The 15609-nt window shown below is 47.5% G+C and carries 8 protein-coding genes; 5 read left to right on the top strand and 3 right to left on the bottom strand.

The features are described 5' to 3' along the window. Nucleotides 1-84: 84 nt before the first annotated feature. Nucleotides 85-858, bottom strand: a complete 774-nt coding sequence (locus tag L3C95_RS24005; protein ID WP_236391482.1) for a hypothetical protein — start codon at nucleotides 856-858, stop codon at nucleotides 85-87. 381 nt (nucleotides 859-1239) lie between these two features. Here L3C95_RS24005 and L3C95_RS24000 point away from each other — a divergent pair, with 381 nt between their 5' ends. Together L3C95_RS24000 and L3C95_RS23995 are read left to right on the top strand one after the other, a co-directional pair. Then, on the top strand, nucleotides 1240-3273 hold the full coding sequence (locus L3C95_RS24000) for a hypothetical protein (RefSeq protein ID WP_236391480.1): 2034 nt from the start codon (nucleotides 1240-1242) through the stop codon (nucleotides 3271-3273). Nucleotides 3274-3281: 8 nt separating this feature from the next. Beyond that, complete coding sequence (locus L3C95_RS23995) at nucleotides 3282-4751, top strand: MBL fold metallo-hydrolase (RefSeq protein WP_236391477.1); 1470 nt, start codon at nucleotides 3282-3284, stop codon at nucleotides 4749-4751. Nucleotides 4752-5179: 428 nt separating this feature from the next. On the opposite strand, the gene L3C95_RS23990 is transcribed toward L3C95_RS23995, so the two are convergent. Beyond that, nucleotides 5180-5956, bottom strand: coding sequence for a response regulator (locus L3C95_RS23990; protein ID WP_236391475.1), 777 nt, complete (start codon nucleotides 5954-5956; stop codon nucleotides 5180-5182). Continuing rightward, nucleotides 5953-9210 (bottom strand): two-component regulator propeller domain-containing protein, encoded by a 3258-nt coding sequence (locus L3C95_RS23985; protein ID WP_236391473.1) that lies wholly within the window; start codon nucleotides 9208-9210, stop codon nucleotides 5953-5955. Before L3C95_RS23985 ends, L3C95_RS23990 begins: the two co-directional genes overlap by 4 nt. A 242-nt stretch (nucleotides 9211-9452) precedes the next feature. Between L3C95_RS23985 and L3C95_RS23980 the strand changes: the two genes are divergently transcribed. From L3C95_RS23980 to L3C95_RS23970, 3 genes are read left to right on the top strand one after another with little or no spacing between them, the layout of a single operon-like run. Continuing rightward, nucleotides 9453-12506, top strand: coding sequence for a SusC/RagA family TonB-linked outer membrane protein (locus L3C95_RS23980; RefSeq protein WP_236391469.1), 3054 nt, complete (start codon nucleotides 9453-9455; stop codon nucleotides 12504-12506). Nucleotides 12507-12524: 18 nt separating this feature from the next. After that, nucleotides 12525-14087 carry a RagB/SusD family nutrient uptake outer membrane protein gene (locus L3C95_RS23975; RefSeq protein ID WP_236391466.1) on the top strand — a complete coding sequence of 521 codons (1563 nt, stop codon included), beginning with the start codon at nucleotides 12525-12527 and terminating at the stop codon, nucleotides 14085-14087. 14 nt (nucleotides 14088-14101) lie between these two features. Continuing rightward, the gene (locus tag L3C95_RS23970; protein ID WP_236391463.1) at nucleotides 14102-15592 is read left to right on the top strand and encodes an arabinan endo-1,5-alpha-L-arabinosidase; all 1491 of its coding nucleotides are present in this window, start codon (nucleotides 14102-14104) and stop codon (nucleotides 15590-15592) included. Nucleotides 15593-15609: the final 17 nt, after the last annotated feature.

Raw genomic sequence — 15609 nt, 5'->3', positions numbered from 1 at the left:
TAAACAGAGAAGGCCTCTCAAAAGTAATTGAGACGCCTTCGCTGTTCAATATGCCTGGAGCTTCGTAAGCTACATGGCCTTTAACTATTGGATATAATACCTGTTCACATAAAAACGTTTTTCACCGTTCTGCAGACATTCCATTCTCGTCCATTCTCCTTTTGCATCGTACTTATAGGTATAGGTAAACAATGCAGCTCCTGCTCCGTCTCCCTTTTTAAAAGATGCAATTAGTCCCTTATCATTATACGTGAACGTATATCGAATACCGCCTGGAATGTTCAGCGCTTTCAATTTCGTTACCATGGCAACCAACTGGTCTTTCCCATTATAGGTATAGTCAATTGTTTTCTTTGCCACAGTGGTATCCCTGCCATATTCCACCAATTGTTTCACCTTTCCGGTCTTTGTCAGTTTATAAACTTTCTTTTCGGCAATCCCTCCATCGCTGGTACGGTGCAGATAAGATATTCTTCCATCAGGAGTATAGCTCACATGGCGATCCAGCACCATAGTGCCCATGCCCGGTAGTGAGCTTTTTGTTAGTATTCTTCCTTTTGCATCCAGTTCGTAAACATGTTTGGGACTGGAGTAAAGCACTCCTCCATTTTCCACGGTTACGGTGTTATTTACGTATGAAAATGTGGAATAGGAAGCTCTGGTCTGATTGCCTAAAGCCGTGACCCCGCTAGTGTACGCAAGACGGCCGTAACTATCGAATTTTGTCATCAGTGAATCTTCCATGACTATACGGCCATCACTTTGGTAATAATAAGCAGCTACACTTACCTGTTTATATTTAACATCAGGTCTGTATAATGGAATATCGGCTTCATCGATCTGGAAAAGCGTTTCCATTTGATATTCCTTTATAGTCTGCGCTTTGCTGAAGAGCGGGAACAGGCTGCAGACTAAAATTGCGGTTTGTCTAAAACGCATAGGTTGGGATCTTTGGTGTCAAAGGTAGTCAATATAAGGATAAAGCTATATATGAATCAGGCTCGATTAGTATTAAGACAGCTTCGCGTTTTGTGGCGTTGGGCTACAGTTCTGGGTGTTTGAAAATTTGTAATGGCATCTGTTCATCATCCGCGGAAATCAACTCCGTTAAGTGCCGTGTGTCAGTAGCTGAAAAATACAAACCAGTTGGTATTGCCCAAGTTGCTTATTCTCGGTAATTTTATAGTACTGATTTCTGAGTCGCTCCACAGATTTATTTGCCCCAACAATTCGCAGTATATGATCAAGAAACCTCCATTCCGTAAGCTGAGAGGGTATGCTTTTGACCCCTCTTTATCGCTTAATCTGGACACTGCCGTGATTAACAATATCACCTATAAAGTGCGCTGGGAAGACAAGGATGATCCTGACCCGGAACGGCGGCTTAAACCTGGCCCGATAGGAGAGTACCTGGAAGTGGTCGATTATGATCCTACCGTGGATAAGTTCTATGCCCCGGTAGACCTTGATCATCCCTATATTCTTGCGCAGGATGGATTGAATCCTTCCGGCAGCAATCCCCAGTTCCATCAGCAAATGGTGTATGCGGTGGCGATGACCACCATTAAGAACTTTGAAGCAGGATTGGGCAGGCCGGTGCTATGGAGTCCCCGTAAGGTAATGATGGAAGAAAGAACGAATGGGAATCCCCCGCAAAAGAAGAGAGGCCCTGATGTATATGTCCCTACCTTACGCATTTATCCTCATGCCATGAGAGAGGCGAATGCCTATTATTCTCCGCAGAAGAAAGCGCTCTTATTCGGATACTTTTCCGCCCAGCCTGCCGATGTTACTTTGCAGATGCCGGACGCCCTGACCTTTACCTGTCTCAGTCACGATATTATTGCGCATGAAACCACCCATGCTATCCTGGATGGCCTGCATCAGAGTTATACGGAGAGCAGCAATCCGGATGTACTGGCGTTTCATGAAGCCTTTGCAGATATTGTTGCTTTGTTCCAACATTTCACCTTCTCTGATGTATTGAAAAACCAGATTGCCGCTACGCGGGGAGATCTGGCTTCGCAGAACCTGCTGGGTAAACTGGCACAGGAGTTTGGGATTGCTATTGGCAACTACGGTTCACTGCGTGATGCGATCGGCTCTTATGACAAAGAGACTAAGACCTGGAAACCATTGGAACCAAATGGAGACGAGTACAGAAAATTCATGGAACCACATCAGCGCGGTTCTATACTGGTCTCTGCCATATTTGACGTTTTTTTATCCAGTTATAAAAACAGGATCAGGGATCTTTTACGTATTGCCAGCAACGGATCGGGCATACTGCCACAAGGTGAATTGAGTCCTGATTTGGTAAACAGGATGGCCACTGAAGCCGCGAAAACTGCACAGCACGTGCTGAATATGTGTATACGTGCACTTGACTATTGTCCGCCGGTAGATATCACCTTTGGCGATTATCTACGCGGAATTATTACGGCTGATACCGACCTGGTAGAGGAAGATAGCCGTGACTATCGGCTTGCTTTCATCGATGCTTTCCGTAAACGGGGCATTTACCCCTCTGGTATTAAACATCTTTCTGTAGAAAGTCTCGTTTATTCCACTCCTGATACATCCCATATACGAGAACATATCGGTATTATCGTTGATTTTTTAAAAGAATACCGGAGCGAAATATTGAATGAGAAGAGCAGAAGAAAAATCTTCGAGATAAACAGAAAGTATATAGCCGGACAATATGATCCTGATAAGCCTAAGATTGATGGCCTGCATCGACGGCTATTGAAAAAATTTCCAGGTAGTTTAGATTTTGAAGACTTTACCGGTCTCTTGTACAGTCCAGGCGCGCAGGAGCTTGGAATAGGTGTGTCTGACGCTTATGGAGGCGACTTACCGAGTGTTTCAATTCAGTCGCTTCACCTCGCCTCACGTGTAGGACCAAGTGGCAGCCAGCTGAATCAGATTATAGTAACCCTGGCACAGCGAGCATACATAAGTATTTCCCGTGATCGCAATAATGAGCCCGTGATAGTACCCGGAAAGGCAGATGGTAGTATCCAGATACGCGGTGGCTGTACACTGATATTTGACCTGGACAGTTTACAACTCAGGTATGCTATCTCGAAACCACTACTTAACCTGGACAAATTGAAAGAGGGAATACATGAATTAGACAAGGAACGTTGTATGGCTCTCTTCCAGCACCACCAGGAAATGAGGATGGGACAAAGTCGCTTCGAAGCATACTTCGGCATGGGACCGGCGAACGCGCAGAATGAACCTTTCTGTTTTCTTCATACACACTAACTTATTTTATGGCAAAGTCAACTAACACTAAAGTCGATAAAGTTAAGATCAGAATGTATAAAGGAGGGACCGGCGATTGCTTTCTGCTTCAATTTATGAAAGGCGCGGACCCTTCCTTTAACATGATGATCGATTGCGGTATTATAAAGGGTGCGGCGCGCCAATTCGAAGGCATTGCTAAAGATATCGAAGAACAGACCGGGGGCGAAATACATTTGCTTGTTGTAACCCATGAACATGCAGATCATATCAACGGTTTTGAAAAAGTCCAGGAACTTTTCAAAGAATTTAACTTTAAAAAGGTCTGGTTTGCGTGGACAGAAGATGATGAAGATCCGCTTGCCAATGATTATCGTTTGACCCGTAGTGAACTTAGCCTTGCCCTGGATGCGGCAGTTTCGAAGCTAAACATACTGTTGACAGACAACTATTATGAAAAGCTGTTCATGGATGACGTTGGAAGTAAACTGATGGTGGAAGGGAAGAAAAAATTCATTAATTCCATCACTTCCTTAAACGACCTGAATGTATTAAAAGCCGCTAAGGGAAAGCCATTGCCTACGATGGTAGAAAGGTTCACAGACCTGGGTATCATTAAAGAGAATACCATCGTGGAATTACTCAAGCCGGGCGACGTGCGGTCAAAGCTGGCAGGAGCAACCGGTATCCGTTTTTATGTATTGGCGCCTCCAAGAGATTTTAACCTCCTGAACGAAACAGAAGGCGGTGATAATAATTTCGATAAACGGGAGGCAAAAAGCCGGAGAGATTTTGCGTTCCTATCAGCGGTTGATGGAGCGTTTACTGGTAGTGCGGCATCTAAATTTCCATTTGAGGCCGAACATGAGCTACAGAATGCACAACATAACATCGTGAAGCTGTATAAAGAAGGAAATGACTGGCGGAAGATAGATCATGACTGGTTGTACTCAGCAGGAAGTTTAGCCATGCGCTATGAAAGAAGTATTAACAATACCAGCCTGGCACTCGCGATACAATTTGAAGACAGCGAGCGGGTGCTCTTATTCCCTGCGGATGCCGAATTTGGCAGCTGGAAGAGCTGGCACATGAACCTGCATTGGCCGGTGAAAATTGATGGGAAAACTGTTAAGAAAGATATTTCCTACTTCCTCGAAAATACGGTCTTCTACAAAGTAGGTCATCACCTGAGTCATAATGGAACGGCAACAGCCCTGGGCCTTGACATGATGACCAGCGATGAGCTGACAGCCATGGCAACGCTGGATTTCGCCAAGATAAACGATGGCTGGCTGAACACCATGCCTAATGACTTACTCGGCGCTGAACTGATCCGGAAATGCGCTGGTAAGCTGTATGTCAGCGGAGATTGCGACAAGATACTTAACAACATGAAGACAGGCCGGGTTACTATTAAGAAAGCGCATGAGCGCATCATGAGGACATTGCACCAGGCGTTTGCAAACAAGAATCACCTTGAGTGCATTATAGAAGGATAAAAAATTCATCCACAGACGACTATTTATCCCTTTGCAAAATTTGCTGATTTCGCCTGAGCGTCCTAAAGTAGCGGAGGGTTTCAGGTGAAGGCCAAAGGGCATTAGCCCTTGGAGAGTGCTGATACGATTGACCAGGGGTTTAATAGGCAAACAAAAGCCAACCACGATTGACAACGCCCAATAGCAAGACTCGCAAAGGGGTACAGCCCGTGGCCTCACCTGAAGCCGCAGCAAGACCCCAGGGACAAATAAATTCATCGCATTTATACCGATCGGGGGTTGAAATTCCGTGGTAACATACCGCCCGGGGGTTGAAACCCTCCGGCTACAAACACCGCCCCGGGGTTGAAAACCCCGCGCTACAACACTGGGTCCCTGACGGGGTCCTATTGACGCGAATGATTCCGTTATGTTAGTCCGTGGTAATTTTATCGCATTTGTTTTTCCGCCTGTTTTGAGGCCTGGTATTCCGTCGGCGTCATACCAAATTGTTTCAGGAAATTTCTGCCGAAGTTCGTCTGAGAATGATACCCTACCATGTCAGAGACCTCATATATCTTGTAGGCGCCTTGCGCCAGTAAAGCAGCCGCCTTCTTCAGGCGCGTAACATTGACCAGTTCATTAGGCGTAAGATCAGAAATAGACTTGATCTTCCGATATAGCGTAGGCCGGCTCATATTCATCAGCCGGGCGAGTTTTTCTATATCAAGATCCGCATCTTCCAGATTCTCATGAATAATTCCAGTCAGTTGCTCGAGGAACAACTCATCCGGCCGGGTGGAGGCAATAGTATTAATATTCACCAGTGGCGAATGCGCAAAGTAGTCTTTGATCTTAGAACGATTAGCCAGCAGCGACGCAATTTGCGCCATCAGGAATTCCGTAGAAAAGGGTTTGTCTACATAAGCGTCCGCCCCTAATTCCAGTCCCGCTATTTTCGCCTGCAGCGTATTCTTGGCCGTCAGCAGGATAACAGGAATATGGCAATACTCAAACGTAGATTTGATCAGCCGGCATAGTTCAAAGCCATCCATCACCGGCATCATCACATCGCTGATCACCAACTGTATGGGCTCACTGCCGAGCAATGCCAGTGCCTCCCTGCCGTTTTGCGCTGTCAGCATCGTGTACTTTTCACTTAGTTCCTCCCCAAGGAAGGCCAGAATTTCTTCATTGTCATCAACGAGCAGCAACAGTGGTTTCATGATGTCTGGTTTGTGGTGGTGATAGTTTTATTGGTCCTGCCTGGTTGCAGGTTGAACTCTATTTCCTGGTGTACCGGCATACGTAGTACAAATACATTCAAACTTTGATGACCTGTCTGTAATGTCAGCGTTCCTTTATGCAATGCAGCAAGGGAGCGTGAAAGCGCCAGTCCTATTCCTGTGCCTTTCTGCATCTCCGTTTCCTTGAGGCGGAAGAAGGGTTCGAATATCTTCTCCTTCATTTCCGCCGGTATAAGATGCCCATCATTACTGATCTCTATGATGAAGTGATTATCCTCTTCCGGAGAAGTCGACAAGCGTATATTGGCAACGGTAGCGGCATATTTTATGGCATTGCCAATCAGGTTACTCAGGATTTTATTGAAGGCCTCAATATCTACGTAAGCATATAATTCCGACGGCCGCTCAAGCGAGAGCTCTAGCTGCCTTTGTTCGGCCAGTGTTTTAAACGCAGTGTACATCTCTTCCAGCAGGTCAGGAATATTGGCCTTCACAAAACTGAGGGAATAACCGTTCAACTCTGTCTGTCGGAAGTCCAGCAGCTGGCCCGTAAGGCCCACCAGCCGGTTGGTATTACGTTCCATAATGGAAAGACTGTCTTTGATCTCCGGCAGATGACCAGCCTTCCTGATCACTTTCTCCAATGGCGCTTTGATCAATGTCAGCGGTGTTTTGATCTCATGCGCTACATTGGTAAAGAACTCGATCTTGGCCTTGAACACTTCTTTCTCTTTAGCAGCTTCAAACAGCTCGATCTTCCGCCGGTTCTTTGCTTCAAGTCGTTTATGATAGTTGCGGATAATGTACCAGATGATACCCGTCGCTAATATTGCATACAATACCAATGCCCACCAGCTGCGCCACCAGGGCGGGAGCATTTCGACTATGAGGGAAGTCTCTGAAGACCATACGCCACCACTATTACGCGCCTTCACCCGGAAAGTATAAGTACCCGGCGCCAGCTCCGTGAAATAAGCCTTACGGTTGGTTTTCAGGTAGGTCCAGTTCTTATCCAGGTTGTCCATCTCATAGGCGTATTCCGCAATTTCCGGAGCCGTATAACTAAGCAGCGCGAAGTCGATGCTGAAGGTAGACTGATGATAGCTTAACGTGATCTTCTCCGTAGAGGTGACAGAACGTTGCAAGGGTGAGCCTTTGGCAGCTATGGGCAGCTCGCGGTTATGCACCTGGAAACCGGTGATGTACACCGGACCAGCGAAGGTGTTCTGTATAAATTCATCAGGATTGAAACTGATAAAGCCCTTTCCGCTACCGAAATACATACGTCCGGAAGCATCCTTATAGGCGGAATTGAAGTTGAACTGGTCGCTTAGCAGACCGTTCGCTCTGGTGTAGGTCTTTACATTGCCATTCGCCGGATTAAAACAGCTCAAGCCGCGGGAAGTGCTGATCCAGAGATTACCCTGTTTGTCTTCCAGTATGCTGAGCATGAAATTGCTGGGGAATCCGTTTTCGGTGGTATATCGCGTGAAGTTTTTCTGCGCGCTGTTGTATCGGCAAAGGCCTCCTTCAGTAGCAAACCATAAGTGGCCACTGGCATCTTCAAAAATGCTGTTGACACGATCGCTGCTCAGACTAGCCCCATCGTTTTCTGCATAACGGAAATTGCCTTTTTCTCCTGTGGAAGGATCATAGTAATGAACGCCGCTGCCATAGGTACCAGCCCAGAAAACGCGCGACCTGTCCTGCAGGAGACAGGAGTACCAGTTAACCAGCGGCAGGCCGGGGAACAGCACAAAATCGTTCCGCGTTCTGTCATATTGATAAGCGCCCCTCGTGGTGCCCAGCATAACCGGACCTCCCTGCGGATGGTAGATGCAATAGATAAAATTGCTTTGTAAGGCAGTAAGGCCGGATCGCATGTTATAACGCCGGGTTACCTTGCCGGTGCGCGTATTCAATACATCCAGGCCATGCTCGAAAGTACCGATCCAGAGTTCGTCGCCATCCAGCAGTAAACCGTGAATGTTAGTATAGGTGATACTCCCTGCCGCACCGCCGGGCTGAAAATGCGTAAACGTTTGTGTAGCCGGATCGAGCCGGTTCAGACCAGCATCTTCAGTGCCGATCCAGAGGTTGTTATACGGGTCGGCATGGATCTCGCGGACCACGTTGCCGCTGAGTGAATTTTCCCCTGTTTTAGGAAAGTATTTTCTGAATGGAGTGTATTGTGTAGGATAATAGTTAACGCCGCCAAAGTAGGTGCCTGCCCAGATACCGCCTTCCTTATCACGACAGAAAGTGTATACCGCGTTGTCGGAGATGGAATAAGGGTCGTTATACATCTTCCGGAGATTCTTTGTTTTCCCGCTAAGCGTGTTATATATGAAGATACCTGTTTCGGTAGCGATCCAGTATTCATGATCGGCTGTCTGAAGGAAATTGCGGACAAAGATCTCGGTATGGTCATCGTTGTAGGCCAGAATATCTGCATAGATGCCTGAAGCGATATTGAACTGTTTTGCGCCCTGGTTGGAGGTACCCACCAGTATGCTGCCGTCCCTGGTGCTGCTTATTTTCTCTATCCAGCGGGACACCGGCGTCTTTGAATGACTGAACATGTCATAAGCCCTGAATGTGCCGGAGCGGGTATCATATCGTTGCAGGTAACCATCAGTAGTAGCTGCCCAGATAGTGCCATCGGGCGAGAGACAGAGAGAACTGGCCTCGAAGAAACTGTCAGTACTGAAATATTCTAACTGGCGAGTGCCGGGGTGGTAGCGGAACAATGAAAAGCCGGATACGAACCAGATATTGCCGGTGCTGTCGCCCTGTATGGCCCTTATCTGTCCCCTGGGCGCTACTCCGAGAAAAAGAAAACTTTCAGTTGAATTGTTATAGCTATAGAGACCGTTTTCCGTGCCAACCCACAGGGTACCATCAGCGCCTTCATAGAGGGCGTGGATAAAGTTGCTGCCGATGCTGCTGCTGTCCTGCGGATTGTGGCGGAAGACCTTGAAGGTATAGCCATCGAAGCGGTTCAGTCCGTCTTTGGTCCCGAACCACATAAAACCTCTGCTGTCCTGCAGACTGCAGATAACAGCATTGTTGGACAGGCCGTTCTCCACCTGGTAGTGCCGGAAATAGTACAATTGTCCGCATACCTTTTCTGTGCCACCAATGAGAAGACAGATCAGCAGGAGTATGCTTATCTGCAAATAACGTGGTGCTGCCTTCCATTGTCCCTGTTCACTATAACGCGCTTTATACATAGCGTTTCATAACGTAAAATCGAAAATGAGATGATTTGCTGAAGTTTTGATACGGTTTGTAGAGCTCAAAAAAACTAATATTCGCAACTTCATAGTACCAACCGGATTACAGTCCGGAAAAAGGAAACAGCAGCTTTAATTGTTGCTGTCACACTAATAAAAGTAACTATTTATAGTATTCCAGACAAGAATTCCGCGACATATAAAAGAGTTTTATTTGAATTATTAATAATTACACGTTTATGAAAATGATCCGCATTTTGCTAAACAGCAGCGTATTCCCTATACTAGCCTGCGCACTGTTGCTGCTCATTGAGCCGGCATCCGGCCAGCAAACCGTCAGGAAAAAATTCCGTGGAACGGTCGTGAGCCCGGACAACGAACCAATTATCGGCGCCACTGTAAGTGTGAAAGGCGGCGCCGGAACAGTAACAGATATTTCAGGAAAATTTACTATCGAGGCCGAAGAAGGTGCTTCCCTTACCATCAGCAGCATGGGGTTTGAGAATAAGGAAACGGTGCTGAAAGGAGATGCACCTGTTGCTATAAAACTGGATAAGTCGTACCGTAACCTGAACGATGTGGTTGTAGTAGGTTATGGCACCGTAAAGAAGAAAGACCTGACAGGCTCCGTAGCCTTGGTGAACGTGGGTGAAGCCAAAAAGAATGTGTCTTACGATGTGGCCAAAATGTTACAGGGACAGGCGGCTGGTATCAGCGTTCATGGCTCCGGAGAACCCGGTGGTTATGTGCAGATAAAGATCCGTGGTACAACAACTTTCGGCAATAACAGTCCGCTCTTTGTAATAGATGGTGTGCCCGTAGATGCACCGTACGATTTTTCACCGAATGATATTGAAAGTATCCAGGTACTGAAAGATGCATCCGCAGCTGCGATATATGGTTCCAGGGCTGCTACCGGTGTGATCATCATCACCACCAGGAAAGGCAAACAAGGGCCGGTGAGAGTGAACGTCAACAGTTATGCGGGCGTACAGGAAATAGCCAGGAAGATACCATTGACCAACAGGGCGCAGTATCAGCAGCTCGTATCTGCAGCAGAAACAAATGCCGGATTGTCCCTGGCGCCTGCCAATGATCCATCCAATCCTTCCTATGTCTCCAACATCAATACTGACTGGCAGAAAGAAGGGCTGAAACGTGGTGTGATACAGGACCATAACGTGGGCCTCTCCGGAGGTACAGAAAACATCTCTTACAATGCCTCCCTGGGCTATTTTAACCAGACAGGTACACAGGTCGGTCCGCAGAAATACGACCGCTATACCCTCAACACTAATTTGCAGGGCAAAAAAGGCCGTTTCAGCTACGGTGTGAAGGCGGCCTATACACAATCGCACAAGGGCAATTATGGGGCTACCAACGGGCATGCCGTATTCGGCGGTGTAGTGACCAGTATGCTGACCGCTATTCCTACCATGCCTGTCTATGATCCTTCCCGCCTGGGTGGTTATGGTGGTAGCGACCAGGTAAAGAACAGGGCCATCTCTGCCAACGTGGTGGGCATTAACAACCTCGTAAATGATTACAGCGACCGTAACCGCTTCCTGGGAAATGCCTGGGGGGAACTGGAGATCGTGAAAAACCTGAAATACCGGATCAATGCCAGCTTTGACCGAACTGACTATGAGAACTCCCACTTCGAGCCACGCTTTGACATGGGATACTATTATCTCAATACACAATACTATATGTACCTGCAGTACGGTCACTCAAAGACCAGCCTGCTGGAGCACACCCTGACCTACCAATTGCAAAAAGGCAAACATAAAATTGATTTCCTGGGCGGTATGACCTACCAGGAAGATAAGAACGAGTGGATGGCTGCCACCGCTCAGGATACGGCTGACCTGAACTTCCGGACCTTTGCGGCAGTAGCCAGGGCAAGCGCTAAAGGTGTGACCAGCTGGAAAGGTACCGCAGCATTATATTCTATGCTGGGCAGGATTAACTACAACTATGACGATCGCTACCTGCTGACCGCCAACTTCAGACGTGATGGTTCGTCTAAGTTCGCACCAGCCAACAGGTACGGTAACTTCGCAGGTTTTGCGGCTGCCTGGAATATCAGCAACGAGAAATTCATGCAATTGCCTTCCTTCATCAGCAGCCTGAAGCTGAGAGGTGGTTATGGTGTATTGGGTAATCAGACCTCCCTGGGGTATTATGACTACCAGTCCTACATCAACAATACCACCAACTACCTCTTTGGCGATCAACTGGCCACAGGTTCTACTACGGTATCGGTAACAGATCCCACCCTGAAATGGGAGTCTACCACTACCACCAACGTGGCGCTGGATCTGGGACTCTTTAAAGAGAAACTGTCTTTTACGGCGGAATACTATAACCGCCTTTCAAAAGATATCATTACCGCTATCCCTATACCTTACTCAGTAGGTTCTTTCCCACAGACACTTACTACCAATGCCGCTTCTCTGAAGAACAGTGGTATTGAGTTCACGCTGACCTACAGAGACAATATCGGCGCCCTGAATTATTCCATCAATGCTAATGCTTATACCCTGACCAACAAAGTGGAGAAACTGGGTGGTAAGAACAATCCGGTATATGGTTCCGGTAGTAAGACAGAAGTAGGCGGTGAAGTGGGTGAGCTGTTTGGCTACCAGACAGAAGGCATCTTCCAGAGCCAGGACGAAATTGGCAAACACGCTACGCAGGACCAGTCAGGCGGTATCAAAGCCGGTGATATCAAATATAAGGACATGAACAACGATGGCGCGATTACGGATGCTGACAGGGCCTACCTGGGTTCAGTGATCCCTAAATTCTACTATGGCCTGAATGTATCTGCTTCCTACAAAAACTTCGATCTGTCATTCTTCTGGCAGGGTAATATGGGCAGTAAGGTGAACAATGGTGTTTATTCAGCGCTCATGGCAGGCCAGTATAGTAATGCGCATATTGATGAACTGAATTACTGGACACCTTCCAACACCAATACCAATGTGCCAAGACCACTGATCAACGACATCAACAACGGCAGGTTCTCTGATCGTTTTGTGCAAAGCGGTTCTTACGTAAAACTGCAGAATGCACAGATCGGATATTCTATTCCCGAATCTGCATTAGGTAAGACACATGTGTTCAGAAGCCTGCGTGTATATCTCTCAGGATTGAACCTGGTTACGATCACCAAATACAAAGGCTATGATCCGGATTTCATCAGCGACGGTTTGTTTAACAGGGGCTTTGATTATGGCTCCTTCCCGAACCCGAGAACCGTGATGTTTGGTGTACAGTTAGGCCTTTAATCTTTAAACAGCATTACAATGAAACGTACTATATCTCATTATATTTTAACAATGACCGCTGCCGGTATACTTGCTACAGGCTGTGGCAAAAAACTGGACCAGGTAAACCCGAATGCACAGACTTCAGAGACCTTCTGGCAAACAGGTAATGATGCCGTTCAGGGTATCAATGCGGCATATGCACCTCTATTGCTCGACGGCACTTATATGCGCTTTACGCCAATACTGCTGGATGTAAGAGGAGATGATATCCGGAGTAACAGTCCGTGGACAGCCATTTCGGGCGTGGGTAAGTTTGCACTGGGTACAGGCAATGCCGACGGCTATGGATGGGCGTTTGACGAATACTATGAAGGCATCTTCCGCTGCAACCAGGTGCTGGATAATGTACCTGCTATCAGTATGGCGGAAGACCAGAAGAACCGTGTACTCGGACAGGCTTATTTCCTGCGTGGCCTGTATTTCTTTCACCTGGTGAATATGTTTGGCAATGTGGCATTGCCGACTACCACACCTCAGTCAAAAGCAGATTTCTACGGTAAGCAGATGACAGCGCAGGAGGGATGGGATCAGGTAATATCCGACTTCAAGGCAGCGGCCGATCTGTTGCCGGTGTCTTATAAAGATGTAAACGGTGCAGACGCCAACCAGGTAGGAAGGGCTACTAAAGGCGCCGCTATGGGTTATCTTGGCAAGGCTTATCTGTTTAATAAAAAATACCCGGAAGCCGCTGAACAGTTCAGGAAAGTGATCGACCTGGGCGTGTATTCACTGATGCCTGATTACAAAGATAATTTCACCGAGAGCAAAGAGAACAATGCAGAGTCCATCTTCGAGGTACAGTTCTCCACTACCGTGGGAGGAACTGACCTTGGATGGCAGGGTATTCCCACTTCTACCTGGGCAAAGACGTCGGCGAGGGCGATTACTTATGGTGCGCCTAATTTCGGCTGGACGGATGTACAACCCACTATGTTTGTGTTCAATGAGTTCATGCAGGAAAAAACGGTAGATGATCAGACGGATCCACGACTGGGTGCAACCATCTTCTACAACAAACCGGGTGAGATGATCTATGGACAGCCATTTGCACAGGTGTATGCCAACAGTTCTTACCTTAATGATATCTTCTGCAGGAAATATGAAAATGGAGATGGTAATAAGCCGAATGAATATGACTGGAAGTCTGGTATCAATGAAAGGCTGATGCGTTATGCAGATATCCTGCTGATGTACGCTGAATGTCTGAATGAGCAGTCGCAGACTGCCCTGGCTGCACCTTATATCCAGCAGGTAAGGACCCGCGCCAAACTGCCCGATATCACCGCTACACTGGCGGTGATGACGCAGACACAGATGCGCGACCAGCTGGCGCACGAACGCTTACTGGAGTTCTGCCTGGAAGGTCACCGCTTTGATGATATCCGCCGCTGGGGATGGCTGCAGGACGAGAGCAAACTCGCGTTGCTGAAATCCCGCGATCCGGAGTTCAATAACTACAAAGCAGGAAAAGAACTATATCCGATCCCACAGGGAGAGATAGACAATAATCCAGGGTTCAAACAGAACGCTTCTTACTAAAGTAAATGCAGTATATGAACCTTTTTCGTGTAAGGAATACGGCCGTCCTGCTTTTACTGATGACAGGTGTTATTTCCTGTGGTAAGAAAGAAGCTGCGTCTCCGTCCAACAGGGATACGACTGATGTAGAACCGCCTGTTGCCAGCTTCGATATCAACAGTATTAACGACACGTATGAAGACGTGGCTCCCTTTGTGTACTATCCTAAATGGGGACCGTATAACGTACATGATCCTATCATCAGGAAGTTCGGTGATACCTACTACTGTTACAGCACAGATGCCGGCTTTGGCATTTCCGTAAGGCCGGGGCTACAGGTACGTAAGTCCAAAGATCTGGTGGAGTGGACCTTTGTGGGATGGGTATTTAACCAGCTTCCATCCCAGGGGGCTTCCTTTATACAACAGAAGGGCGGTACACCCAATAACAGCCTGTGGGCGCCCAGTGTACAGAAAGTTGGCAATGAGTACCGTCTGTATTATTCCCTTGCTTCCAATGTGGGACGCCTCAGTGTGATCGGGCTGGCAACGGCTTCATCGCCGGAAGGGCCCTGGACGGAAAAGGGCCTGGTGGTAACCTCTCTGAATGATAATGCCATCCAGACAAATGCCATCGATCCCAGCGTGCTGGTTACTGCTTCCGGCGAGCACTGGATGTATTATGGTTCTGCATGGGATGGTATTTATGTTTTAAAGCTGGATCCTGCTACAGGATTGGCGCAGAATAGTGGCGATAAAGGAAAACGTATTGCCAATCGCGGATTTACAGGTGGAAAGTACAACGGCAATATTGAAGGTCCGGAAGTGGTGTATAATGCTGCGCAGAATAAATACTTTCTGTTCATTGCCTACGACTGGCTGGAGACGAAGTACAATACACGCGTAATGCGTGGCGACAAACCGGACGGTCCTTTCTATGATTTTAAAGGCGCGGATGCCAATACCGATGTAGATCATGGTCCGATGATCGTGGCTCCTTACCAGTTCAATGGACATAGTGGCTGGCAGGGTGTGGCGCACTGCACAGTGTTTGACGACGGCAATGGGCAGTACTATATGGCGCATCAGGGACGGCCGGGTATTAATAAGTACTTTATGGACATGCATGTGCGTAAGATGTTCTGGACAGCGGATGGATGGCCGGTAGTATCGCCGGAACGTTATGCCTGGGAGGACAATGCTACCGTGCCGGTGGATAGTATTACCGGTAGCTGGGAACAGATCATACTGGGGTACCGTGTTGTACCAGGTTATGGGAACGAGCAGGTATCGCCTGATTTCCAGGTGTCTGTTCCATTAACAATATCTGCCAACGGAACGCTGAACAATGATGCTGCCAGCAAATGGGTCTATAATGCTCCCTGGCTGGAAATGCGCTGGAGCAATGGTTATACAGACAAAGTATTGATACAGCGCGGCCGCGACTGGGAGAAGAAAACATCCGGTATGATATTCACTGGTCTGAATAACGACGGTGTTGCCATCTGGGGTAAAAAAAGTAAGTAATGATGTCAACAAAAGAT

The organism is Chitinophaga filiformis, from assembly GCF_021646545.1.
Taxonomy (GTDB): Bacteria; Bacteroidota; Bacteroidia; order Chitinophagales; family Chitinophagaceae; genus Chitinophaga; species Chitinophaga filiformis_A.
This window is presented reverse-complemented; position numbering and strand designations above follow the sequence as displayed.

What these genes read in the sequence shown, in the direction of transcription:
- L3C95_RS24000 (WP_236391480.1), top strand. Translation starts at nt 1,240, where the DNA reads ATGATCAAGAAACCTCCATTCCGTAAGCTGAGAGGGTATGCTTTTGAC.
- L3C95_RS23990 (WP_236391475.1), bottom strand. Translation starts at nt 5,956, where the DNA reads ATGAAACCACTGTTGCTGCTCGTTGATGACAATGAAGAAATTCTGGCC.
- L3C95_RS23970 (WP_236391463.1), top strand. Translation starts at nt 14,102, where the DNA reads ATGAACCTTTTTCGTGTAAGGAATACGGCCGTCCTGCTTTTACTGATG.
- L3C95_RS23975 (WP_236391466.1), top strand. Translation starts at nt 12,525, where the DNA reads ATGAAACGTACTATATCTCATTATATTTTAACAATGACCGCTGCCGGT.
- L3C95_RS23995 (WP_236391477.1), top strand. Translation starts at nt 3,282, where the DNA reads ATGGCAAAGTCAACTAACACTAAAGTCGATAAAGTTAAGATCAGAATG.
- L3C95_RS23980 (WP_236391469.1), top strand. Translation starts at nt 9,453, where the DNA reads ATGAAAATGATCCGCATTTTGCTAAACAGCAGCGTATTCCCTATACTA.
- L3C95_RS23985 (WP_236391473.1), bottom strand. Translation starts at nt 9,210, where the DNA reads ATGTATAAAGCGCGTTATAGTGAACAGGGACAATGGAAGGCAGCACCA.
- L3C95_RS24005 (WP_236391482.1), bottom strand. Translation starts at nt 858, where the DNA reads ATGGAAACGCTTTTCCAGATCGATGAAGCCGATATTCCATTATACAGA.